The sequence below is a fragment of the Streptomyces sp. NPDC057424 genome, from assembly GCF_042803315.1.
Classification (GTDB): Bacteria; Actinomycetota; Actinomycetes; order Streptomycetales; family Streptomycetaceae; genus Streptomyces.
In genome coordinates this window covers 20,625-42,593 of sequence record NZ_JBHVCP010000061.1, presented here as the reverse complement: position 1 = coordinate 42,593, position 21,969 = coordinate 20,625, and the positions used below count along the sequence as shown (strand labels likewise).

General features: G+C 69.4%; 20 protein-coding genes and 2 pseudogenes. 7 read left to right on the top strand and 15 right to left on the bottom strand.

Annotation, left to right across the window (positions count from 1 at the left end; all coding sequences use genetic code 11):
• Positions 1–125: 125 nt before the first annotated feature.
• From ACFU3E_RS32505 to ACFU3E_RS32470, 8 genes are all read right to left on the bottom strand, one after another.
• Positions 126–2,243 (bottom strand): hypothetical protein, encoded by a 2,118-nt coding sequence (locus ACFU3E_RS32505; protein ID WP_384166429.1) that lies wholly within the window; start codon positions 2,241–2,243, stop codon positions 126–128.
• 1 nt (position 2,244) lies between these two features.
• Positions 2,245–3,858: a hypothetical protein gene (locus tag ACFU3E_RS32500; RefSeq protein ID WP_384166426.1), complete on the bottom strand. Its 1,614-nt coding sequence runs from the start codon at positions 3,856–3,858 to the stop codon at positions 2,245–2,247.
• Positions 3,859–3,933: 75 nt separating this feature from the next.
• Positions 3,934–4,272, bottom strand: coding sequence for an RRQRL motif-containing zinc-binding protein (locus tag ACFU3E_RS32495; RefSeq protein WP_384166423.1), 339 nt, complete (start codon positions 4,270–4,272; stop codon positions 3,934–3,936).
• Positions 4,272–5,279 (bottom strand): DUF2637 domain-containing protein, encoded by a 1,008-nt coding sequence (locus tag ACFU3E_RS32490; protein ID WP_384166420.1) that lies wholly within the window; start codon positions 5,277–5,279, stop codon positions 4,272–4,274. Before ACFU3E_RS32490 ends, ACFU3E_RS32495 begins: the two co-directional genes overlap by 1 nt.
• Entirely contained in the window at positions 5,276–5,806 is a 531-nt protein-coding gene (locus ACFU3E_RS32485) for a hypothetical protein (protein ID WP_384166417.1), read from the bottom strand. Before ACFU3E_RS32485 ends, ACFU3E_RS32490 begins: the two co-directional genes overlap by 4 nt.
• Entirely contained in the window at positions 5,803–6,117 is a 315-nt protein-coding gene (locus ACFU3E_RS32480) for a hypothetical protein (protein ID WP_384166415.1), read from the bottom strand. Before ACFU3E_RS32480 ends, ACFU3E_RS32485 begins: the two co-directional genes overlap by 4 nt.
• The gene (locus tag ACFU3E_RS32475; protein ID WP_384166412.1) at positions 6,114–6,383 is read right to left on the bottom strand and encodes a DUF6284 family protein; all 270 of its coding nucleotides are present in this window, start codon (positions 6,381–6,383) and stop codon (positions 6,114–6,116) included. Before ACFU3E_RS32475 ends, ACFU3E_RS32480 begins: the two co-directional genes overlap by 4 nt.
• Before the next feature lie 94 nt (positions 6,384–6,477).
• A complete protein-coding gene (locus ACFU3E_RS32470; protein WP_384166409.1) occupies positions 6,478–6,657 on the bottom strand; it encodes a hypothetical protein in 180 nt (59 codons plus the stop codon).
• A gap of 417 nt (positions 6,658–7,074) precedes the next feature.
• On the opposite strand from ACFU3E_RS32470, the gene ACFU3E_RS32465 reads away from it, so the two are divergent.
• Positions 7,075–7,470, top strand: coding sequence for a GntR family transcriptional regulator (locus tag ACFU3E_RS32465; protein ID WP_384166406.1), 396 nt, complete (start codon positions 7,075–7,077; stop codon positions 7,468–7,470).
• A gap of 217 nt (positions 7,471–7,687) precedes the next feature.
• Here ACFU3E_RS32465 and ACFU3E_RS32460 read toward each other — a convergent pair whose 3' ends face one another.
• Both ACFU3E_RS32460 and ACFU3E_RS32455 read right to left on the bottom strand, forming a co-directional pair.
• Entirely contained in the window at positions 7,688–8,251 is a 564-nt protein-coding gene (locus ACFU3E_RS32460; RefSeq protein WP_384166403.1) for a flavoprotein, read from the bottom strand.
• Complete coding sequence (locus ACFU3E_RS32455; RefSeq protein WP_384166400.1) at positions 8,248–9,483, bottom strand: helix-turn-helix domain-containing protein; 1,236 nt, start codon at positions 9,481–9,483, stop codon at positions 8,248–8,250. Before ACFU3E_RS32455 ends, ACFU3E_RS32460 begins: the two co-directional genes overlap by 4 nt.
• Positions 9,484–9,745: 262 nt before the next feature.
• On the opposite strand from ACFU3E_RS32455, the gene ACFU3E_RS32450 reads away from it, so the two are divergent.
• Both ACFU3E_RS32450 and ACFU3E_RS32445 read left to right on the top strand, forming a co-directional pair.
• Positions 9,746–11,494 carry an ATP-dependent endonuclease gene (locus ACFU3E_RS32450; RefSeq protein WP_384166397.1) on the top strand — a complete coding sequence of 583 codons (1,749 nt, stop codon included), beginning with the start codon at positions 9,746–9,748 and terminating at the stop codon, positions 11,492–11,494.
• Between the two features lie 169 nt (positions 11,495–11,663).
• A pseudogene (locus tag ACFU3E_RS32445) lies at positions 11,664–11,750 on the top strand (glutamine synthetase); the annotation flags it as partial.
• A 39-nt stretch (positions 11,751–11,789) separates the two neighbouring features.
• Here ACFU3E_RS32445 and ACFU3E_RS32440 read toward each other — a convergent pair.
• From ACFU3E_RS32440 to ACFU3E_RS32430, 3 genes and pseudogenes are all read right to left on the bottom strand, one after another.
• Positions 11,790–12,416, bottom strand: a complete 627-nt coding sequence (locus ACFU3E_RS32440) for a glyoxalase (RefSeq protein WP_384166432.1) — start codon at positions 12,414–12,416, stop codon at positions 11,790–11,792.
• Positions 12,417–12,472: 56 nt separating this feature from the next.
• Complete coding sequence (locus tag ACFU3E_RS32435) at positions 12,473–12,919, bottom strand: VOC family protein (protein ID WP_384166394.1); 447 nt, start codon at positions 12,917–12,919, stop codon at positions 12,473–12,475.
• 28 nt (positions 12,920–12,947) lie between these two features.
• A pseudogene (locus ACFU3E_RS32430) lies at positions 12,948–13,118 on the bottom strand (pyridoxamine 5'-phosphate oxidase family protein); the annotation flags it as partial.
• Positions 13,119–13,243: 125 nt separating this feature from the next.
• Here ACFU3E_RS32430 and ACFU3E_RS32425 point away from each other — a divergent pair.
• Entirely contained in the window at positions 13,244–16,252 is a 3,009-nt protein-coding gene (locus ACFU3E_RS32425) for a bifunctional [glutamine synthetase] adenylyltransferase/[glutamine synthetase]-adenylyl-L-tyrosine phosphorylase (protein ID WP_384166391.1), read from the top strand.
• Here ACFU3E_RS32425 and ACFU3E_RS32420 read toward each other — a convergent pair.
• Both ACFU3E_RS32420 and ACFU3E_RS32415 read right to left on the bottom strand, forming a co-directional pair.
• Entirely contained in the window at positions 16,231–17,127 is an 897-nt protein-coding gene (locus tag ACFU3E_RS32420) for a phosphatase PAP2 family protein (protein WP_384166388.1), read from the bottom strand. The two genes, ACFU3E_RS32425 and ACFU3E_RS32420, sit on opposite strands and share 22 nt — an antisense overlap.
• 93 nt (positions 17,128–17,220) lie before the next feature.
• Entirely contained in the window at positions 17,221–18,255 is a 1,035-nt protein-coding gene (locus ACFU3E_RS32415) for a LacI family DNA-binding transcriptional regulator (protein ID WP_384166386.1), read from the bottom strand.
• A gap of 392 nt (positions 18,256–18,647) precedes the next feature.
• On the opposite strand from ACFU3E_RS32415, the gene ACFU3E_RS32410 reads away from it, so the two are divergent.
• The 3 genes from ACFU3E_RS32410 to ACFU3E_RS32400 all read left to right on the top strand — a co-directional run bounded on the left by ACFU3E_RS32410 (position 18,648) and on the right by ACFU3E_RS32400 (position 21,961).
• Entirely contained in the window at positions 18,648–19,916 is a 1,269-nt protein-coding gene (locus ACFU3E_RS32410) for an extracellular solute-binding protein (RefSeq protein WP_384166383.1), read from the top strand.
• A 117-nt stretch (positions 19,917–20,033) separates the two neighbouring features.
• On the top strand, positions 20,034–21,038 hold the full coding sequence (locus ACFU3E_RS32405) for a carbohydrate ABC transporter permease (RefSeq protein ID WP_384166380.1): 1,005 nt from the start codon (positions 20,034–20,036) through the stop codon (positions 21,036–21,038).
• 14 nt (positions 21,039–21,052) lie between these two features.
• On the top strand, positions 21,053–21,961 hold the full coding sequence (locus tag ACFU3E_RS32400) for a sugar ABC transporter permease (protein WP_384166377.1): 909 nt from the start codon (positions 21,053–21,055) through the stop codon (positions 21,959–21,961).
• Positions 21,962–21,969 lie beyond the last annotated feature (8 nt).

Genomic DNA, 21,969 nt, shown 5'->3' with positions numbered 1-21,969 from the left:
CTTGTCGTGTGGCTTGTCGCTTGTCTTGTCTTGTCGCTTGTCGCCTTGCAGGTCATAAGCGTTTCGGGTCCCTCAGACCCGCCGGGGCGAGACGTGCTGTGGTCGGCCCGACAAGCGACAAGTGATCAGTCCTCGGGGGGCTGTTCGGGGGCGTGCTGGCGGTGGACGTAGCGGGCTTTGGTACCCTCTCCGACGCGGACGGCGGTGCCGTCCTTCATCCAGTCCCTCAGCCAGCCCACGACGGTCTGACGGGACGTGCCGTGCTCGTCGGCGAGCGCGCGGGCGATCGCGGAGGCTCCGGTGCCCGCGGGGCCGGCGGCGAGCAGCAGCGCCAGCGCGGCCTGTTGCGCGGGGCTGTCCTGCTCGCCCCGTAGCGCGGACAGGTTCAACCCGGTTGCGGCGGGCGGCCGGTCGCCTCCCGCGGGGGTCTGCGGTTCAGGGGCGGTGCCGAACTGTGCGTCGATCTGCTCGCGGAAGCGGCGCAGCATCTCGTCTTCCGGCGAGCCCGGAGCTTGCTCCGAGCTGTTCAGGGCGGACAGCCTCAGCCCTGCTCCAGCCGTGCCGGTGGTGCTGGCCTCGTCGCTGGAGGCTTGGTCGCGCATCCAGGCGGTGCGGTCGGTGTCCCAGCGTCGGGCGTAGGCAGGCCCGGCGGCTTTGGCGGACACGGCGTCGAGGGTGGGGTGCCGGTCGGAGGTGGCGGCGATGATCTCCCGGATCTGGTTGGGGAGGATGCGCCAGGCCTTGAACAGTGCGGCCGGGGACTCGGGGGTGCCCATGAACCCGGCGCCCTTGTGGGGGGCCTGTTCGACGCGCAGTCCGCGGGAGCCGGGGAACATCTTGGACAGGTCCATGCTCTCGGTCTCACCGCCGGTCAGGGCGACGCGGACCTTGGCTTCCCGCCGGATCATGAGGTTGCTCAGCACGCTCCCGGTCGCTCCGAGAGCGGTGAGGACGGTGCGGATGCCCATGGCGCGGGCGATCCGGATCACTTCCAGGATCTTCTCTCCGAGCTTGCGCACCTGCCGGTCCGGGCTGGACAGGATCTCCGCGCCCTCGTCGATGACCAGCATGATCTGCGGAATCTTCGCGCTGATGGGCAGCAGGTCCGTGTTCGCGCGGGCGAGGACGTCCTGGTAGCCCATCTTGCGGTGCTTGGCCACGCGCACGGCCGTGTCCAACATGGCCATGGCCTCGTCGTGCGTCCCGGCCAGCCAGTCGATACCGGGCCGGACCGCCCTGCCGTCCGGAGCGCTGATCTCGCCGTTGAGTGCCGGGAGCACCCAGGGCAGGCCCGCGGACCCGGCGTTGAGGTCGATCACCCAGGTCAGGATGTCGTCGGCGCGGGCGAACCCGGCGAGGATCGAGTGGACCATGTTGGTCTTGCCCGATCCGGTCGGGCCGACGATCAGGGCGCACTGCTCGCGCAGGTAGGTGAGGATCTGCTCGGCGTTGGTCCGGTAGCCCCACGGGATACCGGTGTGCACGGAGAGCGGTCCGTAATCGCTGGGGTAGGTGCGTTCCTGCTCCAGGACGTTGACGGTAGTCACGTCGATGATGACGCGGCCCTGGTGGATGCCGGGGGAGGCGGTGGCGGTGCAGCCGTGCGGCAGCTTCGCATCGGCGGACAGGCGGGGGGACTCGGCGGCGATCCTGTTCCAGGTGGCGCCGCCGGGCGGGAGTTCGGCGTCGATGGAGTACCCGGCGCCGGTCTCCCACTGCTCGACTCCGACCACGCGCACGGTGATCGAGCAGACCCGCTGGATACGGTCCACCCACTCCGCGGCGATGGCCCGCCGATCCGCGGACAGCTCGGCAGCGATCTGCCGCTGCTCGGCGGCGAGGGCCTCTTCCTCGCGGGCCTCCTCGAACAGGGCGGTGGAGCGGGCGGCGGCACCGATTCCGACGCCGATGGTGGCCAGGGAGCCGAGGGCGGCCCAGGTCAGGGGACCATTTGTCATGGCCCAGGTGGTCCATCCGGCGCCGACGAGCCAGGAGGCGGCGCGGGTGGCGAGCGTCCGGCCGGCGTTGCGGACCCGCAGCCCGACCACGGTGTGTCCGAGGGCGCCGGCCGCGCCGACGGCCAGGGCCCAACCCGGGGGCATGGCGGTGGCGGCGCCGGTGGTGGCGACGGCGAAGGCTCCGGTGGTGGCGGACAGGGCGCCGGTCACGGGTCCGTGACCGGCCGCCCAGTCCAGCACCGGGCCACTGCTCGCGTTCTGCTTGGCGGTGGCGGTGCTGCTCATGTCAGACGTTCCAGCCCTTCTCTGCCTCGTGGCCGTTGCGGGGGTCCTCGTGCCGGGCGATGTCCTGGGCGTGGACCTGGCGGAACACCGGGCCCATGTCCTCGGCCACGGCGACGGCGCTCATCAGGGCACCGAAGATGTCGTTGAAGTTGTCGGCGATCTGCTTCTCCAGCGGGAACTCACTGTCGGAGCGCTCGGCGAGGATCTTCATCACGTTCGCCACGCTGGCCAGGGCGGCGGGCAGGCTCTCGACCATCGCCAGGATCTCCATGCAGCCATCGGGGTCGTAGGAGGTGGCGGCCTGCTCCATTTCGGCGGCGGCCTCTTCGAACCGGAATCCGGACACGTGCTCTCCCTCAATCGACGAGTCGTTCGTACTGGTCGGGACGGTGGATGTAGGCCGCTCGACGCCGTCCGCGATGCCGTCGGTGCCGTCCTGGGCGGCTTCGGCCTCGGCGGCGGTTTCCTGCTCGGCCTGCTCCTGGCGGATCGCCTCATCTCGCGCGGCCCGCTCCTCGGCGGCCACACCGGCCAGCCACCGGTACAGGCGCCGTCCGGGGTGGATCAGCCAGGGCAGGTTGAGCTTGCGGCCGATCGGGCTGGTGACCAGCCCGAGCAGCCCGGCCGGGAGGGCGAGCAGCGCGGCGAGCAGGCGCCGGCCGTGGAAGCGGGCCGCAGACCGACGCAGCGCCTGCCGGGCCGCCCTACGGGCCGGAGCCTTACGGACCGTGGCGCGCTTGGCCGCGACCGTGCCGGCCGACTTGGCGTCTCGCTGCCCGCGGCTCTTGGCGACCGCTGAGTCTCGCGCGGCGCGGGCCTTACGGACGGCACTCCCGAGCAACCGGCCGGCCAGGCCGCCCCGGCGCCCGGCCCGGGACGCGTTCCCGACTCCGCCGCCGGCGCGGGCCTTGGCGTTGCGGCGGGCGTCCGCGACCGCGCGGCGGGCGGCGGTGGTCTGCGCCCGCTGCCCGGCACGGGATCCGGCCGCAGCTTGCTGCGTCGACCGCAGGGCCTTGACCTGCCCAACCCGGCCCGCAGCCTTACCCAGGGCGCCGGCCGCGCGCTTGGACGCCCCCTGACCGGTCTTGGCGCGGGTCTTCCCGGCCGCGGCGGTGCTGCCGTGCTGGGCAGACGAGCCGGATCCGCGGCGGTGCTGACTGGGAACGCTGCCCGAGCGGCCGCCGGTACGAGCGTTGCGAGCAGCAGACGAACGGCCACCGGCGCGGCTGCCGCCTGCTGCCGTGCTCGTTCCGCTGCGGCGCGGGCCCGCGCTACGGGCAGCGGCCCGGCCGGCGGTACGGGCGGCGGCCCGGCGGACTTCCTTGCGGGGGTTGGCCGTGCGGCTGCGGGTGGCGGCGACGGTGCCGAGTACGGCGGCGCCGGTCGCGGCCACCATCGCGGCGACCGGGCCACCGGCCAGGGCCGCGGTGGCGACCATGCCCACGGTGCTGTTCGCCCCGGACAGTGCGAGCGGGACGACCGGCCAGCCGCCGGGCGTGTGCTCCACCTCGGCATCGGCCGGGGCCGGAGCCTGCTCCGCTTGCGCAGGTGGCGGCGGAGGTGGTGCGGGTGCGGGAGCCTCGACGGCTACCGGCTCGGTGCTGAGTTCCGTCATGCTGAGAGCACTCCTTAAGGGGAGTAGGGCCCGGCCAGGGCTGTGGAAGGTTGCTGGCCGGGCCTGCCAACAGGGCTACGCGGCGTGCTGTTCGTCGGGGTAGGCGCACGGGGTGCACATGCCGAGGGAGGGCGGGATGACGTATCCGGCATCCCGCCGGCACTTCGGGCAGATGCGGCGAGCAGTGTTGGCCTTGGCCAGGGCCGCCCACTTCGCGGGCGTCATCGGCCGGACGGGCTTGGCCTGCTCGATCGCGTAGAGGTAGGCGACCAGCGGGCCACGGCGGCGCCGCGGACGCTCCAACTGGCCTGCTACGTCCTGGCCGCCGGGCCGCAGCCCGAGGGCCCGGAGCTGGCGGCGCGTGGCCAACCCGTCGGGGGCCAGCCGCCACCGGTAGGTGGGGACGGCGGCCATTAGTTGCTCGCGATGGCCAACTCAACCCCGCCCGTGCCGGGGTCGCGGTGTTCGGCGTAGCGGGCGGACACCCACCCCACCGACCAGCCGCACAGCTCCGCGGCAGAGCGCACGGACAGTTCCGCGCCGAACGCGGCAGTCACGATCCGGCGGGCTTCGTCTTCGGGAAGCTTGCCGTCGGCCGGCCCGCGCGCCAGCAGCGCGGCCCGTTCACGCTCGGCCCGCTCCTCACGCTCCTGCTGTTCACGGCGTTCACGTGCCTCCCGCTCGGCCCGCTCGCGGGCACGGCGTGCGGCGGCTTCCCGCTCGCGCTGTTCACGCTCCTGCTCACGCTGTTCACGCTCGTGTTCACGGCGTTCACGCTCGGCCCGTTCGGCAGCCTCAGCCCGCTCCCGGGCTTCGCGCTCCTCGCGCCAGTGCCGCTCCTCCCGCTCCGCCTGCTCGCGGGCGAGGCTGGCCTCGTGTTCGCGCTGTTCACGCGCCAGCGCCGCGGCATGCTCGCGCTCCTCGCGGGCCTGGAGGCGGGCAGCTTCCTCCCGCTCCCGCACTGCCTGCTCGCGCCGCTCCCGCTCGGCCCGCTGCTGCTCTTCCAGGGCCGCCACGGCGGAGGCGATGGCGCGGCGGTAGGCCAGGCTGGTCTCTGCGGTGACGATCAGCAGCAGCGGCGCCACCGAGTGGACGGCCACGCCGACCAGGTCTTTCTTCAGCGCGGAGTCGGCGGTGTTGAGCGCGAGGGTCATCAGGCCGGTCATCCAGCGCAGGGTGATGGGCCAGCGTCCGCCGTTGCCGCCCAGGCGGGCCAGCACGTCATCGAGCTTGACCACGATGACGACCGCGGCGTCCACCACGAGCGGCAGGATCGGGGCCGTCCAGTCCCACTCCTCTGCCGTGTGTGCGGCCATCAGCGGCGTCACGGTGAGGATGGAGTAGAGCATCGCCCCGCACACGATCAGCCACGTGCCGCCCGACAGGGCGCGCTCTGCTGAACGGGTCTGAACAGTGTTCACGCGACCTCCCCGACCGGCTTCGGGGCGGGCATGTGAGCGCGGCGGAAGCCGTTGGAGGCGGCGTTGTAGATGAACGCCTCACACCGCCACATGGCCGCGGACGCCGGGCGTTCACCGGAGGGCACCCACCCGTCCGGGTCAGCGCCGTGGGTGGCCGTGTCGGCGTAGGCGTCCTCACGGGAGGCGTAGACGGTGTGCGGCTCGCCGTAGTGCAGCAGCACCGTCAGCGTCCGCCCCTCCATCGACTCGCCCTCCAGCTCGGCCCTCAGTCGGCGGATCTTGATGTCCTTCAGCAGAAGTTCCTGCTGCGCGGCGGACAGTTCCTCCAACGCGCGGGACAGGATCGCGCTCACCTCAGAGGTGGCCGCATCCGCCCTCTCCGCGCGGTCTGCGGCGGCCTGCAGCTCCCGCACGTGGCGTCCCAAGGCGGCATCCGCCTGCGCCTGCACCTCCCGGGCACCGGAGCGGGCCTGTTCGGCGTCCTGCTCCAGCTGGTGCAGACGGCCGGCCGTGACGATCCGGATCATGCCGCACCCCCGTCAGTTGCCACGTCGGTGAAGCCGCGCAGGTGTACTTCGGCGCCGGCGTAGACGGTCGACGCCTTCAACAGGCGCGTCCCGCCCTGCACCGTGTGCGTCACCGTGTCCGGCGGCACGCCCAGCGCCTCCCGCCACGCCTCGAACACGTGCAGCCCGTCGTGGAAGCACAGGGTCAGCCGGTCGGGGTAGATGCGGGTCAGGTCGATGTCGGGGGCGGGCAGGTGCGGGAAGTCGACGGCGAGCAGCCGCAGCGCCTGGAGGGGCACCGTGAGGCTGTCGAACGTGAGGGTGCCGGTCATGCCGCGTCCCCCGGCAGGCTCGTCGGGGCCGTCTGGTTGAGCAGCGCGACGCGCGCGGCCAGCACCCGACGGCGGGCCCGGCGAACCCGGCGGGCGTCCAGCTCGGCCGGGTTGTGCTCCAGCGCGGCGATCTCGGCGTCGACCAGGTCGACGTCCGCCAGGATGACGGGCATCTCCAGCTCGATCGCGTCCAGCTCCGCGTCCGTCGGCTCGATCCAGTCGGCGAACGCGGTAACAGCGTCCTGAACAGTGACGATGGTCTTCATTGGGTCGTGGTTCCTCTCAACAGGTACGGCCCGACAGCGCCCCCGGAGTGCCAGCTCCGGGGGCGCGTCGTTTACGGGATGGGCAAGTCCTAGGTCAGCGGCCCTGCGCCCAGCGGTACAAGCCGATGACCGTGTCGGTGACGTCGGTGACACGGCCCGACTCCAGGTCGACGGCACGCGCATCGACCCGCGCGGCGGCCTCGTCCCTGCCGCGGCTGCGCAGAACCTTCGCCGCCTCGCGGTTCCTCTCGGCCTGCCTCTTCAAGCGGTCCATGAACAGTCCTCTCCTTGGCGGAAGGGTGGTGGAGCTCTCGCGGCTCCCCTCAGCGCTGCTCGTACGAGACGAGCAGCGGAGGCAACCAGCGCAGCGGATGTGCTGCGGAAGTCGAATCACGTATGCCGTCACCGCCAATGCGGCGGATCAGGGCAGGTCACCCGGCCCGACATGGGCGGTCGGGATGGTGGCCCGCACCCATCGACCACCCGAGTTCAGGTGGCTGGGTCGGCACTCTGTTGAGTTCTTCAGCAGTGCTGAATCCGGGCCTTGCTTCCGGGCACTGACACGGCCAATGAAGCCCTTCCGGGCCTCGCGTTCTGGCGATGGCTTCAGATTGACCTAGGTCAATCTGACTGTCAAGGGGGCGCTGCGGTGCGACGTGAGATTGACCTAGGTCCGGTTAGGCTCGGGGGCATGGATCAGAGCCCCGAGGTGCCCAAGCCCACGCCGACGGCCAAAGACATTGCGGCGCAGTTCCGCGAGAAGATCACGGGCCCCGATCGTGAGTACGAAGCGGGGGACCGGCTCCCAGCAGCTCGCGCGCTCGCCAAGGAACTTGGCGTGCAGCTCATGACTGTGCAGAGCGCATACGGCCAACTCCGGGACGAGGGGTTGATCCTCACTCAGCAGGGGCGCGGGACGTTCGTCCGCGACCCTGCGGCGCCCCTCGGCACCGAGCCGGGCAGCAGCCCCGCTTTCGCGGCCCTGGCCGCAGAGCTCAGCACGATTCACGACGCTCTCCGGTTGCTCGGGGAGCGACTTGACCGGCTTGAGCGGCTTGTGGGTAGCGAGACTCCACCGTCGCCGTGAGGGTGTCTGCACGCCTCAGAAGTCGTTCGACCTTGATGCGTGCGTCCCTCAAACTCGCTTTTATAAAAAGCGAGTTCAGCAGGAGTCATGCATTCCAGCTCGCCGCTTCGCTCATTGATACCTGGCATGCCAATGAGCATGTAGCCGTGAACGGCGGAGGACCCGGACAGAGTGTCCGGGTCCTCTTTCCTTGCAGGTCAGGATGGTTGACGACTCGTCATCGGGTGGCTTCGTCCACAGCGTCCAGCACTGCCCCCCACGGGAGTTCACGCCCCTTAGGTGCTTCGCGCGGCTCATACAGCGGCCACACCTCCGGGCCGTAGATGACGCGCACGCCTCCCGCCCGAAGGGTGTCGATGTGGTGCTGCCATGCCGGGTGGCGGGCGTGCGCCGCGTTCACCCGAGGGAAGACGACGACGGGCAACCCGAGTGTTCCGATCGCCTCGCCCACCTGGGTCAGTGCCTGGTTGTCCATAAGGCCCGTGGCGAGCTTGGCCACCATGTTGGCCGATGCCGGGGCTACGACATAGCAGTCAACCGGCGGGTGCGGCCGTAGCTCGCCAGGCAGGCGTGGTTCATCGCGCACGGGCAGGCCAGTCAGCTTCTCCAACTGCTCGACCTCGCCACTCATCCGTAGCCACTGACCTGCGGTCGGCGTCAGAGTGACAGCCACCTGCCAGCCACGTTGCATCGCCGGCTCAACCAGACCGGTGCGCAGCGCCTCTACGCCTCCGGCCGCCGACCCGACGACTCCGAGCACCGCACGCTTGCCTGAACTCACTGCACCGCCCTGCACCGTTGAGCCATCACGAACACCTCGGACGATCGCGAGCCGCTGGTGACTGGCGACTGCTTGATCAGGTCCCGCAGCGTCTCGCGCACCCTCGGATTGTTGCGTACGAGCTGCGGCGATGTGCGCTCAGCCGTGCGGAGCTCAGTGAACGCCTCATCGCCCTGTCCGCTGAGTGAGAGAGCGCGCGCGAAGTCGATGCGGTGCGACACGCTGCGTTCCTGTGGCATGTGGTCGACATTGATCCGGCCGTGCTCCACCACGTACGACACGTTGTCGAGGTCCAGTTCAACCGACAGACGGTGAAGCAGGACGTTCGTGGGTCCAAAGCCGGTCTGCCAGTAGTTCTCATCAGAGCCGAGATGATCCGCGAGTTCCTCGGCTCGGTCCAACAAGCTGGTTGCCGTGGGCCGGTCCTGGTGGCGGGCCGCTGCGACTGCGGCCCGCAGGTGGATCATCCCCAGCAAACTCAGTGCCGCAGGGTCGTTGTCGGTCACCTGAGACGCGAGCCAGGCGGCGGCCGTGTTACCAAGCTCCAAGGCGTCGTCGTACCGACCGTTGGCCAGTAGGGCGTGCGTGCCGGACCGCGCGGCGGACGCCAACACGAGAGGGTCGTCAGACTCGTCTGCGGCACGCATCGCCCGCTCGGCGGCGAGCCATGAGATATCCGATTCGCCGATTTTCGCGAGGGTCGTTGCTGCGAGATGGTGGGTACGGGCCGACACTGCCCAGCAGTCGCTACGGTCCTCGCCGCGCCGTGCGGCTCGCTCCTCCAGCTCTTGCGCGGTCTGGAGGAGCGCCGGAAGTGCGGCGATGACGCTGCCGAGTCGCCCACCCTGGTAGTCGTTCCATGCCTGCTCCACGCGCACGGCTACTGGCGCAGGTGTGGGGAGCTGCACCTCAGCCTCGGGGCCGAAGAGCAGACGAGACAGTCGGCGCGGGCTCATGAGCGCGTCACGCACGGCCGGGACATCGTCCTGCTGCTTCTCGTCCTCCATGAGCACTGTCTGACCGAGTAGGTCCCCGAGGGGCACTCGCAGGATGCGCGACAGCTCCGCCAGCATGTCGATCCGGGGAGGCTTCCGGCGCCCCGTCTCGATCTTTGCCAGCCAGTCCGTGCTACGCCCGACCAGACCGGCGAGCACCTCTTGCGTGTAGCCGCGACGCTTCCGGTAGAACGCGATGCGCTCACCGATGGTGAGGTGATCTCCAAGACCACGCATTCCGTGCTGCCTCCTGCTGGTTGTAGGGGCCCGTCTCACCGTACAGAGCAGCTCCCCAAGCGGGTAGCCGGCCTTCTGGCGGCTACATGCAAGTACGAGAGTGGTGGTCCTGACATGAACGGGCCCGGACAGAGTGTCCGGCTGCCTTGGAGCTCATGACCCCAGCCAAGCTCAGTGGCACCGAGATGAACCTTTCACCCTCACTGGACGAACGTTGGTGATAGAACCAAGGAAGTACTTTCTCGAACAATGTGAGGCGCACATGCAGACTGCGGCTGACTCCGATGGCGACTCGAAGGAATTCTCGATCTCGATCGCGGGTGTCGAGTTGACGACGGGTGATCGAATCGACTTTCCGCGATCGGGCGTAACTGCCATTGTGGGTTCGAATAATTCTGGCAAGTCAACATTGCTTCGTCAGCTCACTGCGCACATAGCTCGTGGGCAGCAGGCGGCAGAGCTGGATAGAACGTTTCTGGTGCGTCGGGTAATTTTCGAGCGATCTGGCACGGTCAATGATGGTCTGGCTTGGGTGCGTGAGCATGCGGTGGAACTGGACCGGGGTGGTCAACGGGTATTCTATGGTCCAGGTGTTGAAGGGGTCCGGCTGGAAGCTATTGCGACCAGACTAAGAGATTTCGGGTTGGGGCTGCATGAGCTGAATAATTTGCTCGTCTTTTATGGGGATGCGTGGCAGCGTCTCCAGGGTGCTACGCCCGTGGAGATGCGAGATACCTTTTCAACACCGCCATCATCCCCACTTCATGTCCTGCAAGACGACTACAAGCTGTTCGAGGAACTCAATAGGATCAGCCTGGAGGTATTCCGCCAGCCGCTGACATTGGACCGCCTTAGTAAGCGGGTGAACCTTAGGGTGGGGGATCCGGGAGTTCCGACGCCAAGGATCGATCGTGTAACTGAAGAATACTCGACAGCCTTGTCATCCTTGCCAGCATTGATGGAGCAGGGTGACGGTATGCGGAGTCTCCTCGGCCTGCTCGTGCCCTTGGTGACCTCCGCCTACCCCATCGTATTCATTGATGAGCCCGAAGCATTCCTGCACCCCCCGCAGGCGGCGGCGCTTGGAAGGATTCTGGGTGAACAGGCAAAGGAAAGAGGCGTCCAGGTAATCCTGGCTACGCATGACCGGAATATGCTTTCAGGACTACTTGCATCCAAGGCCGATGTATCCATTGTCCGCCTAAATAGGTCCGTCGATGACGAGACATCTATGCATCAGCTCAATGTGGGCGATTTGCGAGAGATCTGGAATGACCCGGTGCTCCGTTACTCAAATGCCCTAGATGGCCTATTTCATCGGCTCGTCGTCCTGGCGGAGGCTGACGGCGACTGCCGGTTTTATTCGGCGGCGCTGGAGGAATCGGCGTCCGATCTTGGGTTGCCATTTCCTCCGGGAGATGTACTTTTCGTTCCAAGCGGCGGGAAGGCTGGCATGTCAAAGCTTGCAAGGGCTCTGCGGGCTGTGAACGTTCCAGTCGCAGCGAGTCCAGATATGGACCTCTTGAACGACCGGGACACGTTGAAAGGGCTTGTCCAGTCTCTCGGCGGAGCGTGGGCCGAATATGAGCGTGACTATAATTTGGCTACAGCTCCGTTTCGCCAACCGCGCGATAAGGTGCTGGTTTCGCAGATCATCTCTACCCTTAATGCGGTTTTTGCTGATCGCGGGGGCGAGCCTTTCACCGCCGAGGTTCGTGGCGAATTCGTTACTCAGCTGCGGGTAAAGGAAAGTCCATGGTCGGACGTGAAGCAATATGGCGAGCTCGCCTTCAAGGGAGAAGCGGCGCAGGCCCTACAGCGTCTTCTGTCAAAACTTGAACAACTGGGCATTGTGCTTGCGCGCGTTGGAGAGCTGGAGCGTTTCGCACCTGCTCTCGGAGTGGCAAAGGGCGCGGCATGGCTACCTGCCGCCCTCAAGGCCGGCGCACACAAGGAGCCTCCGGCGCGACGGCATGTTGCCGCACTTGCCGAGGCGGGCAAGAGCGCGTGAGGTCTCGTTTGGGCTGGCTACAGGCATGGTCCCCGCTCAGGTCTCGGGCCGTCTGGGGGCCGTCGAAGGGTGGCCCCCAGCGCCCAACGACGACCAATGACGACCGTCCGAGCACAGGTCAGAGATGGGCTGACGTCGATCGCGTGAGGTCGCTCCATGCCAATGTCACTTCCTGCGCAACAAGCGGCAGGAGTGGGAGGAGTACCGCTCGGAGGTCACGGCGTTCGAGCTGCGGAAGAACCTTCCGGCGCTGTAGGTCCCTCGGCCGGGGCCGGCGGGCCTGCCGCGGCAGCGCTCACACCGACGCGTCCTCCGACGCCGTCGTCCAGGCGAATCCGTCCGGGTCGGTGAACGGCCCGGCGTCGCTGCCGATGACGAGGCGGTGGGAGCCGGTGCCCTCGGGGGAGACGCCGGCGACCTTGGCGAGGCCGCGGCGCTTGTAGAGGGCCAGCTTGACGGGACCGGGCCCGGTGGCGAACTCGACGTACTTGCTGCCGAAGCTCTTCCCGACGGCCAGGCCGTGCTCGACGTAGAACTGCTTGCTGGCCTTCACGTCCTCGACGCCGAGCAGGAGGACGAACTCGTCGACCTGCCCGGTCGCCGGGCCGGTGTTCTTCTTCGACGACGACGCGAGCTGCCAGATCGTCCCGTCGGGGGCCTGCACGACGCCCCCGTAGCCCCAGAGCGACTTGGCGGCGGGCTTCAGCGTCGTCGCCCCGGCCCGCACGGCCGCGTCGGCGAGGGCGTCGACATCGGCAGGCTGAGGGACCACGAGCGACAGCGTGAACCCGCGGAAGCCGGAGGTCGGTGCCTCCGACGCCCGCAGGCGCAGCCGGTCGCCCAGACCGAAGGCGGCGGAGTAGAAGCGGTCGGCGGCGGCGGGGTCGGCCACCTCGAGGGTGACGGATGCGAGGGAAGTCATGACAACGACGCTAATCGCGCTCCGGGTACCGTGCTTCTCGATTCCTGACCAGGTCCTCAGGCCTGCTGCCGCTTCAGGTCCGCCAGCAGCCGGTGCAGTGGCTCGGTGGCCCGGCGCCGGTACTCCTGCACCGCCCACCCGTTGCCGTCCGGGTCCTGGAAGTGCATGAACGTGGCGCCGTCGTCCGGGGAGTACTGGACCGGCTCCGAGATGTCGAGGCCGCGGGCGACCAGCTCCGTGTGGGCCGCCTTGATGTCGGCGACGCACAGTTGCAGGCCCTGGTAGGAGCCCGGGGCCGGGGTGGGGCCGGGGGTCATCTGCCAGATCGACTCGCCCAGGGCGATCGAGCAGCCGGAACCCGGAGGGGTCAGCTGGATGATCCGCATCCCGGGCATGACCTCCTGGTCGATGTCCACGTGGAAGCCGACCTTGTCCCGGTAGAAGTCCCGGGCGCGGTCGATGTCGGTCACGGGCAGCGGGATGACTTCGAGGGTGATGTCCATGGCGTGACTCCTTCGTCCGGCCTCGTGCGAACCGCCGGCTCGTCCGGCTGAACGGCTCCCCCTCACCGAAGCCGAAAACGGTGGGCGGCGCCACCGAGTGGACGGCCGCACGGCCCGTGCCGTGGTGGAAATGGCCTTCCCGTACCCCGTGTGGCCAGAAAGCGCCGTACCTCGCCTCCCACGTCGCGGCCAGTGCCCGTGGCCACGCGCGGCCCCGTCCTCCTGGCGAACTCACCGGCGCTTCTGCCGGCCCGTGCGGTTAGGCTCAAAGCCGTAGGACCTTGATCCGAAGCATGTCCGAGGAACAGTGCGAGGGAGGCCCGGATGACGGCCGCGCCGGGGCGCAGGAGCAGTACCTTCACGCGGCTGCTGCGGCACGGTTTCACCGACGCCTCCGCCGCCGAGCGGCTTCTGGACAGCCCCGAGCTCGCGCTGCTGCGCGACGACCCGGTGCTGCTGGAGGCGCTGGGCGCCACCGCCGACCCCGATCTCGCGCTGCTCGGGCTCGTCCGGCTGCTGGAGGCCCAGCAGAGCCCCGGCGCACGCCGGGAACTGCTGGACACCCTGATCTCCTCCAAGCCGCTGCGCGACCGGCTGCTGGGCGTCCTGGGTGCCTCCACCGCCCTCGCCGACCACCTCACGCGGCACCCGGACGACTGGCAGGCCCTCGTCATGTACGAGGCGTACGACCTGCACCCCGGGGTGGAGGAGTTCGAGGCCGGCCTCGCGGAAGCCGCCGACCCGGTCTCCCTGCGGGTCGCCTACCGGCGCTGCCTGCTGTCCATCGCCGCCCGGGACGTGTGCGGCACCACCGGTGTCGCCGAGTCCGCCGCCGAGCTCGCCGACCTCGCCACCGCCACCCTGCGCGCCGCCCTCGGTATCGCCGAGGCGGCCGCGCCGGAGGATGCCGGCCTGTGCCGGCTCGCCGTCATCGCGATGGGCAAGTGCGGCGGCCACGAGCTGAACTACGTCTCGGACGTGGACGTCATCTTCGTCGGCGAGGCCACCGAGGGGACCGACGAGACCAAGGCCGTACGCGCCGCCACCCGGCTCGCCTCGCACATGATGCGGATCTGCTCGGAGACCACGGTCGAGGGCTCCATCTGGCCCGTCGACGCCAACCTCCGGCCCGAGGGCCGGAACGGCCCGCTCGTACGGACCCTCTCCAGCCATCTCGCCTACTACCAGCGCTGGGCCAAGACCTGGGAGTTCCAGGCGCTGCTCAAGGCCCGCCCGGTGGCCGGCGACCTCGACCTCGGCGAGGAGTACGTCGCCGCCGTCCAGCCCCTGGTGTGGAAGGCGGCCGAGCGCGAGAACTTCGTCCCCGACGTGCAGAAGATGCGCCGCCGGGTCGTGGAGAACATCCCCGTCGCCGAGGTCGACCGCCAGCTGAAGCTGGGCCCGGGCGGCCTCAGGGACGTCGAGTTCGCCGTGCAGCTGCTCCAGCTCGTGCACGGCCGGGCCGACACCTCCCTGCGCAGCGGCACGACCCTGGACGCGCTCAAGGCCCTCGCCGCCGGCGGCTACGTCGGCCGGGCCGACGCGGCCCAGCTCGACGAGGCCTACCGCTTCCTGCGCTCCCTGGAGCACCGCATCCAGCTGTTCCGGCTGCGACGCACCCACCTCGTCCCCGAGGACGAGGCCGAGCTGCGCCGCATCGGCCGCTCCCTGGGCCTGCGCAAGGACCCGGTCGCCGACCTGCACCGCGAGTGGCGGCGGCACGCGGGCGTCGTACGCCGTCTGCACGAGAAGCTCTTCTACCGGCCGCTGCTCGACGCGGTCGCCCAGCTCGCCACCGGCGAGGCCCGGCTCAGCACCGAGGCGGCCCGCGAGCGCATGGTCGCCCTCGGCTACGCCGACCCCGCCTCCGCCCTGCGCCACCTGGAGGCGCTGGCCTCCGGCGTCACCCGCAAGGCCGCCATCCAGCGCACCCTGCTCCCCGTGCTGCTCGGCTGGTTCGCCGACTCCGCCGACCCGGACGCGGGCCTGCTCAACTTCCGCAAGGTCTCCGACGCGCTCGGCAAGACACCCTGGTACCTGCGGCTGCTCAGGGACGAGGGCGCCGCCGCGCAGAACCTCGCCCGCGTGCTGTCCGCCGGCCGGCTCGCGCCCGATCTGCTGATGCGCGCCCCGGAGGCGGTCGCGCTGCTCGGCGACGGGGACGGCGGCGGCCTGGAGCCACGGTCGCGGGCGCATCTGGAGCAGGAGATACTCGCCGCGGTGAAACGCGCCGACGGCGGCGCCCAGGCGGTCACGGCCGCCCGCGGGGTGCGTCGCCGCGAGCTCTTCCGTACGGCCGCCGCCGACATCGTCGGCTCCTACGGCACCGAGGAGCAGCCCGCCGAGGCCGATCAGGGCGCCCTGGTGGACCGGGTCGGCGGCGCGGTGTCGGACCTGACCGCCGCCACCCTGGCCGGTACGCTCCGCGCGGTCGTGCGGGACGGCTGGGGGGACGACCTGCCCACCCGGTTCGCGATCATCGGTATGGGCCGCTTCGGCGGCCACGAGCTGGGGTACGGCTCCGACGCGGACGTGCTGTTCGTGCACGAACCGCGCGACGGCGTCGACGAGCGGGAAGCGTCCGAGGCGGCGAGCAAGGTCGTCTCCGAGATGCGCCGCCTGCTCCAGATCTCCAGCGCCGACCCGCCCCTGCTCATCGACGCCGACCTGCGCCCCGAGGGCAAGTCCGGGCCGCTCGTGAGGACCCTCAAGTCGTACGAGGCGTACTACCGCCGCTGGGCCCTGACCTGGGAGTCGCACGCGCTGCTGCGGGCCGAACCCGTCGCCGGCGACGAGGAGCTGGGCCGCCGCTTCATCGAGCTGATCGACCCGCTGCGCTACCCGGCGGACGGGCTCGCCGACGAGGCTGTCCGCGAGATCCGGCGGCTCAAGGCCCGCATGGAGTCCGAGCGGCTGCCGCGCGGCGCCGACCCCAAGCTGCACGCCAAGCTCGGGCCGGGCGGTCTGTCCGACGTGGAGTGGACCGTGCAGCTCATGCAACTGCGGCACGGCTCGACGGAGCCGGGCCTGCGCACCACCCGCACCCGTGAGGCCCTGGCCGCGGCCCGTATCGCCGGGCTCCTCGCCGACGAGGACGCGGCGATCCTCGACGAGGCCTGGGTCCTCGCGACCCGCGTCCGCAACGCGGTGATGCTGGTCCGCGGCCGGGCCGCCGACACCTTCCCCTCGGACCCCCGGGAACTGGCCGCCGTAGGGCGGTACTTGGGTTACGGCCCCGGCCACGTCGGCGACATGCTCGACGGCTACCGGCGCACCGCGCGCAGGGCGCGGGGCGTGGTGGAGGAGCTGTTCTACGGGGCGGCCGAACGCTGACGCCTGCTGCGCGGATCAGGCCCGTTCCTCTCCCGGGAGACGTCCGGTGCGCGCGCCGGCACCGTCTGCGGCAGCGCGTACGGTGTCCTCCCGTACCAGAGCCGCGCGACCGTGAACCCGAAGGCCAGACACAGCAAGCCACCGACCGCGTCCAGCCAGAAGTGGTTGGCCGTGGCGACGATGACCACCAGCGTCAGCACCGGGTACAGCAGCCCCAGGACCCGCACCCAGGGGACCCTCGCCAGCGCGAAGATCGTCAGCCCGCACCACACGGACCAGCCGATGTGCATCGACGGCATCGCGGCGTACTGGTTGGACATGTGCTTCAGATCACCGGACGCCATCGAGCCCCAGGTCTGGTGGACCATGACCGTGTCGATGAAGCCGCCGCCGTTCATCAGCCGTGGGGGCGCCAGCGGATACAGGTAGTAACCGGCCAGGGCGACGGCCGTGGTCGCGAACAGCGCCATGCGGGCTGCCGCGTAACGGCCGGGATGGCGACGGTACAGCCACACCAGGACACCCAGCGTGACGATGAAGTGGAGCGTCGCGTAGTAGTAGTTCATCCCGACGATCAGCCAATGCACCGAGTTCACGGCGTGGTTGACCGCTTCCTCGAAGGCGATGCCCAGATGGTGTTCGGCCCGCCAGATCCAGTCGGCGTTGCGCAGCGCCTCGGCCTTCTGCTCGGGCACGGCGTTGCGGACGAGCGAGTACGTCCAGTAACTCACCGCGATCAGCAGGATCTCGAACCAGAACCGTGGCCGGCGCGGGGTGCGCAGCCGACGCAGTGGACCACGCCCCGTATCGGCCGCAACGGGGTCCGGGAGGGCCGCTTCCAGGCTCTCCGGCTTCGTTACGGTCGTTTCACCCATAGGCGCAAAGTCTGCCAGAAAAGGACTTCTCCACCGATCATCCCGCGGCCCGGTCCGAGCCGCATGTCCTGCGGCGAAATCAGGCCGCAGGACTCAGAAGCGCCCGCGTTCCCCAGGGGCCGAAGCGGTCGAACCGCGCACCACCAGTTCGGGCATGAACACGAACTCGCTGTGCGGTGCGGGCGTCCCGCCGATCTCCTCCAGCAGCGTGCGCACGGCCGCCTGCCCCATAGCCGGGACGGGCTTGCGGACCGTGGTCAGGGGCGGGTCGGTGAAGGCGATCAGCGGGGAGTCGTCGAAGCCGACCACGGAGATGTCCTTCGGCACGTCCAGACCGAGCTGCCGGGCCGCCCGGATCGCACCCAGCGCCATCATGTCGCTGGCGCACACCACGGCCGTGCAGTTCCGCTCGATCAACGCCGTGGCCGCCGCCTGACCACCCTCCAGGGTGTACAGGGAGTGCTGCACCAGCTCCGACTCGACGGTCTCGGCGCCCAGGCCCAACTGGTCCTGCACCGTGCGCACGAACCCCTCGATCTTGCGCTGCACCGGCACGAACCGCTTCGGGCCGAGGGCCAGCCCGATCCGGGTGTGCCCCAGGGACACCAGGTGCGTGACCGCGAGGCTCATCGCCGCGCGGTCGTCGGGGGAGATGAACGGTGCCTGCACCTTCGGCGAGAAACCGTCGACCAGCACGTAGGGCACGCCCTGGGCGCGCAGCCGGTCGTAGCGCTGCATGTCGGCGGTGGTGTCCGCGTGCAGCCCGGAGACGTAGATGATGCCGGCGACCCCGCGGTCCACGAGCATCTCCGTGAGCTCGTCCTCGGTCGAGCCGCCCGGGGTCTGGGTGGCCAGCACGGGCGTGTAGCCCTGCCGTGTCAGTGCCTGGCCGATGACCTGCGCCAGAGCCGGGAAGATCGGGTTCTCCAGCTCCGGGGTGATCAGCCCCACCAGCCCCTCGCTGCGCTGACGCAGGCGCACCGGGCGTTCGTAGCCCAGCACGTCGAGAGCGGCCAGCACGGACTGGCGGGTGGTGGCGGCGACGCCCGGCTTCCCGTTGAGGACGCGGCTGACGGTCGCTTCGCTCACCCCCGCCTGCACAGCGATGTCGGCAAGCCGTGTGGTCACAGCACTGGACTGTAGCGGCCGGGGTTCTCCTTGCACACCGACGGGACGCCTGGTGCGCGCCGTCGCACGGCCCGCTGCGGGTTGCTGGGTCATCGGGGTCCCCAAAAAGAGTTGTGGTCGGCGTCCGGTCCGCAACGGATGATTCCCCCGGCGGAAGCGGATAGCAAGTGCTTGCAGAGTCTTGCACAGCTGTCCGAGTACCCGTCGAACAGCCGGAACCCCGGGCGTCAGGCGAGTCGACGTGAGGTCACGGCGGGGTAACCATCCGCATCTCTTGCATCTTTTTGCTGCAAGGTCTTTCGCAAGACGTTGCGGCGCGGTTAATGTCACCGACGCCCGGCCGCCAACGGCGCAGTCGGCAGCACAACGGGCTTCACCCTCAAGGAGAACTCATGCGGCGTGGCATAGCGGCCACCGCGCTGGTGGCGTCCCTCGCCCTGGCGGCGACGGCCTGCGGCGGAAGCGACAGCGGCGACGAGGCCGACGGCCCGGTCACCATCACCTGGTGGGACACCTCCAACGCGACCAACGAGGCGCCGACGTACAAGGCCCTGGTCAAGGAGTTCGAGGCCGCCAACAAGGACATCAAGGTCAACTACGTCAACGTCCCCTTCGACCAGGCGCAGAACAAGTTCGACACCGCCGCCGGTTCCCAGGGCGCCCCGGACGTGCTGCGTTCCGAGGTCGGCTGGACCCCCGCCTTCGCCAAGAAGGGCTTCTTCGCGCCGCTGGACGGCACCGAGGCCCTCGCCGAGCAGGACGAGTTCCAGCCCAGCCTGATCGAGCAGGCCACATACGAGGGCAAGACCTACGGCGTCCCCTTCACCACGGACACCCTCGCCCTCGTCTACAACAAGGCCCTGTTCGAGAAGGCGGGCGTCGAGGCCCCCAAGACCTGGGAGGACCTGAAGAAGGCCGCCGCCACGATCAAGGACAAGACCGGCACCGACGGCTACTGGGGCTCCACCCAGGCCTACTACGCCCAGTCCTTCCTCTACGGCGAGGGCACCGACACCGTCGACGCCGACGCCGAGAAGATCACCGTCACCTCGCCCGAGGCCAAGAAGGCCTACGGCACCTGGCAGAGCCTGTTCAAGGGCAAGGGCCTGCACAAGGCCGACACCACCGCCGACGCCTACGCCCACATCCAGGAGGCGTTCGTCAGCGGCAAGGTCGCCTCGATCGTCCAGGGCCCGTGGGAGATCACGAACTTCTACAAGGGTTCGGCCTTCAAGGACAAGAACAACCTCGGCATCGCCACCGTCCCGGCCGGCTCCACCGGCAAGGCGGGCGCCCCGACCGGCGGCCACAACCTCTCCGTGTACGCGGGCTCGGACAAGGCCCGCCAGGAGGCCTCGCTGAAGTTCGTGAAGTTCATGACCTCGGCCAAGGCCCAGGAGACCATCGCGCTGAAGAACTCCACGCTCCCCACGCGCGACGACGCCTACACCGACAAGGTCAAGGCCGACCCCGGCATCGCCGGCTACCAGGGCGTGCTCTCCAGCGCCCAGCCGCGCCCGGCGCTGCCCGAGTACAGCTCCCTGTGGGGGCCGCTCGACGACGAGCTGCTCAAGATCGCCGGCGGCAAGGAGTCCCTGGACAAGGGCCTCGGCAACGCCGAGACCGCCATCGCCAAGCTGGTGCCGGACTTCTCCAAGTGACCGCCGCGTGGCCGCCGGATCCCCCAGCCATGGGGGAGGGGATCCGGCGGCCACCGGCCCGCGTCTGCCGCCCGGCAGCCTCCTTGACCTCCTTGAACCTCCAGAAGGTGTCGAACCATGACAGTCGCCATCGACCGAGCGACCGGCAAGCGGCGCGGTGAGCGGGAACCGCGACCCGGGCCGGCCCAGCGGCTGAAGAACGGCTTCCACAAGCACTGGTACGCCTACGCGATGATCGCCCCGGTGGCGGTCGTCCTCGGCGTGCTCGTGCTGTATCCCCTGGTGTACGGCCTGTACCTCACCCTCACCGACGCCACCAGCCTCAACACCGCCCGCACGATCGGCGCCAACGAGATCGAGGCCACCTACAAGTTCATCGGCCTGGACAACTACGCCGACATCCTGTGGGGCCCGACGGCGTACGACCGCTTCTGGTCGCACTTCCTGTGGACGGTCTTCTGGACGGCGGCCTGTGTCGCCCTGCACTACGGCATCGGTCTCGGCCTCGCCCTGCTGCTCAACCAGAAGATGCGCGGCCGCACCCTCTACCGGATGCTGCTGGTGCTGCCCTGGGCGGTGCCGACCTTCGTCACCGTCTTCGGCTGGCGGTTCATGCTCGCGGACGGTGGCGTCATCAACACCGCCCTGGAAGGCCTGGGCCTGCCCGCGCCGCTGTGGCTGGAGGACACCTTCTGGCAGCGGTTCGCCGCGATCATGGTCAACACCTGGTGCGGTGTGCCGTTCATGATGGTCTCGCTGCTCGGCGGACTGCAGTCGATCGACGCGAGCCTGTACGAGGCCTCCGAGATGGACGGCGCCAACGCCTGGCAGCGGTTCCGCTACGTCACCCTGCCCGGTCTGAGGTCCGTCAGCACGACGGTCGTACTCCTCGGTGTCATCTGGACCTTCAACCAGTTCGCCATCATCTTCCTGTTGTTCGGCAACACCGCCCCGGACGCCCAGATCCTCGTCACCTGGGCCTATCAGCTGGGCTTCGGGCAGCAGCCGCGCGACTACGCCCAGTCCGCCGCCTACGGAATCCTGCTCCTGTCCATCCTGATCGTCTTCACCTCCTTCTACCGCCGCTGGCTGAACCGCAACGAGCAGCAGCTCGCGATCTGAGGCAGGAGTCCCCCATGAGTACGACCACCGTCGAGACCTCCGCCCCGGCGGCCGAGCGGCGCCCCGCGAACACCCCCGGACAGGTCCGCGGCCGCGGCGAACGCAGCCGCCGGGCCTCCCTCGCCTCGCACGCCGTGCTGATCGTGGCGAGCCTGACCGCGCTCTTCCCGGTGGCCTGGCTGGTCTTCCTGTCCCTCGGCCCGGACAAGGACGACTACCTCCACCCCGGGCGCATCTGGGGCAAGATGTCGCTCGACAACTACGCGTTCGTCCTGCAGGACACCGGTTTCTTCGACTGGCTGAAGAGCACGCTGGTCGTGGTGCTGGGCACGACGCTCATCGGCGTCGTCGTCGCCGCGTCCACCGGCTACGCGGTCTCCCGCATGCGGTTCCCCGGCTACCGGAAGCTGATGTGGGTGCTGCTCGTCACCCAGATGTTCCCGATCGCGGTACTGATCGTGCCGATGTACCAGATCCTCTCGGATCTGCAGCTCATCGACAGCTACCTTGGTCTCATCCTGGTCAACTGCACCACGATCGTGCCGTACTGCGCCTGGCTGATGAAGGGCTATTTCGACACCATCCCGTTCGAGATCGACGAGGCCGGGCGCGTCGACGGGCTGACCCCCTTCGGCACGTTCGCGCGGCTCATCCTGCCGCTCGCCAAGCCGGGCCTCGCGGTCGCGGCGTTCTACAGCTTCCTCACGGCCTTCGGTGAGGTCGCGTTCGCCTCCACGTTCCTGCTGAGCGACGACAAGTACACCTTCGCCGTCGGTCTGCAGACGTTCGTGAGCGAGCACGACGCGCAGCGCAACCTGATGGCCGCGACGGCTGTGCTGATCGCGATACCGGCCGCCCTGTTCTTCTACGTCGTGCAGAAGAACCTGGTGACCGGCCTGACCGCCGGCGGCACGAAGGGGTGACCCCGCGT

Excerpts from the sequence above, each read along its gene's own strand:
- ACFU3E_RS32485 (WP_384166417.1), bottom strand. The coding sequence starts at position 5,806 with ATGATCCGGATCGTCACGGCCGGCCGTCTGCACCAGCTGGAGCAGGAC.
- ACFU3E_RS32470 (WP_384166409.1), bottom strand. The coding sequence starts at position 6,657 with ATGGACCGCTTGAAGAGGCAGGCCGAGAGGAACCGCGAGGCGGCGAAG.
- ACFU3E_RS32425 (WP_384166391.1), top strand. The coding sequence starts at position 13,244 with ATGACGGCCGCGCCGGGGCGCAGGAGCAGTACCTTCACGCGGCTGCTG.
- ACFU3E_RS32405 (WP_384166380.1), top strand. The coding sequence starts at position 20,034 with ATGACAGTCGCCATCGACCGAGCGACCGGCAAGCGGCGCGGTGAGCGG.
- ACFU3E_RS32450 (WP_384166397.1), top strand. The coding sequence starts at position 9,746 with ATGCAGACTGCGGCTGACTCCGATGGCGACTCGAAGGAATTCTCGATC.
- ACFU3E_RS32505 (WP_384166429.1), bottom strand. The coding sequence starts at position 2,243 with ATGAGCAGCACCGCCACCGCCAAGCAGAACGCGAGCAGTGGCCCGGTG.
- ACFU3E_RS32480 (WP_384166415.1), bottom strand. The coding sequence starts at position 6,117 with ATGACCGGCACCCTCACGTTCGACAGCCTCACGGTGCCCCTCCAGGCG.
- ACFU3E_RS32410 (WP_384166383.1), top strand. The coding sequence starts at position 18,648 with ATGCGGCGTGGCATAGCGGCCACCGCGCTGGTGGCGTCCCTCGCCCTG.
- ACFU3E_RS32435 (WP_384166394.1), bottom strand. The coding sequence starts at position 12,919 with ATGGACATCACCCTCGAAGTCATCCCGCTGCCCGTGACCGACATCGAC.
- ACFU3E_RS32500 (WP_384166426.1), bottom strand. The coding sequence starts at position 3,858 with ATGACGGAACTCAGCACCGAGCCGGTAGCCGTCGAGGCTCCCGCACCC.
- ACFU3E_RS32495 (WP_384166423.1), bottom strand. The coding sequence starts at position 4,272 with ATGGCCGCCGTCCCCACCTACCGGTGGCGGCTGGCCCCCGACGGGTTG.
- ACFU3E_RS32400 (WP_384166377.1), top strand. The coding sequence starts at position 21,053 with ATGAGTACGACCACCGTCGAGACCTCCGCCCCGGCGGCCGAGCGGCGC.
- ACFU3E_RS32475 (WP_384166412.1), bottom strand. The coding sequence starts at position 6,383 with ATGAAGACCATCGTCACTGTTCAGGACGCTGTTACCGCGTTCGCCGAC.
- ACFU3E_RS32465 (WP_384166406.1), top strand. The coding sequence starts at position 7,075 with ATGGATCAGAGCCCCGAGGTGCCCAAGCCCACGCCGACGGCCAAAGAC.
- ACFU3E_RS32440 (WP_384166432.1), bottom strand. The coding sequence starts at position 12,416 with ATGACTTCCCTCGCATCCGTCACCCTCGAGGTGGCCGACCCCGCCGCC.
- ACFU3E_RS32420 (WP_384166388.1), bottom strand. The coding sequence starts at position 17,127 with ATGGGTGAAACGACCGTAACGAAGCCGGAGAGCCTGGAAGCGGCCCTC.
- ACFU3E_RS32455 (WP_384166400.1), bottom strand. The coding sequence starts at position 9,483 with ATGCGTGGTCTTGGAGATCACCTCACCATCGGTGAGCGCATCGCGTTC.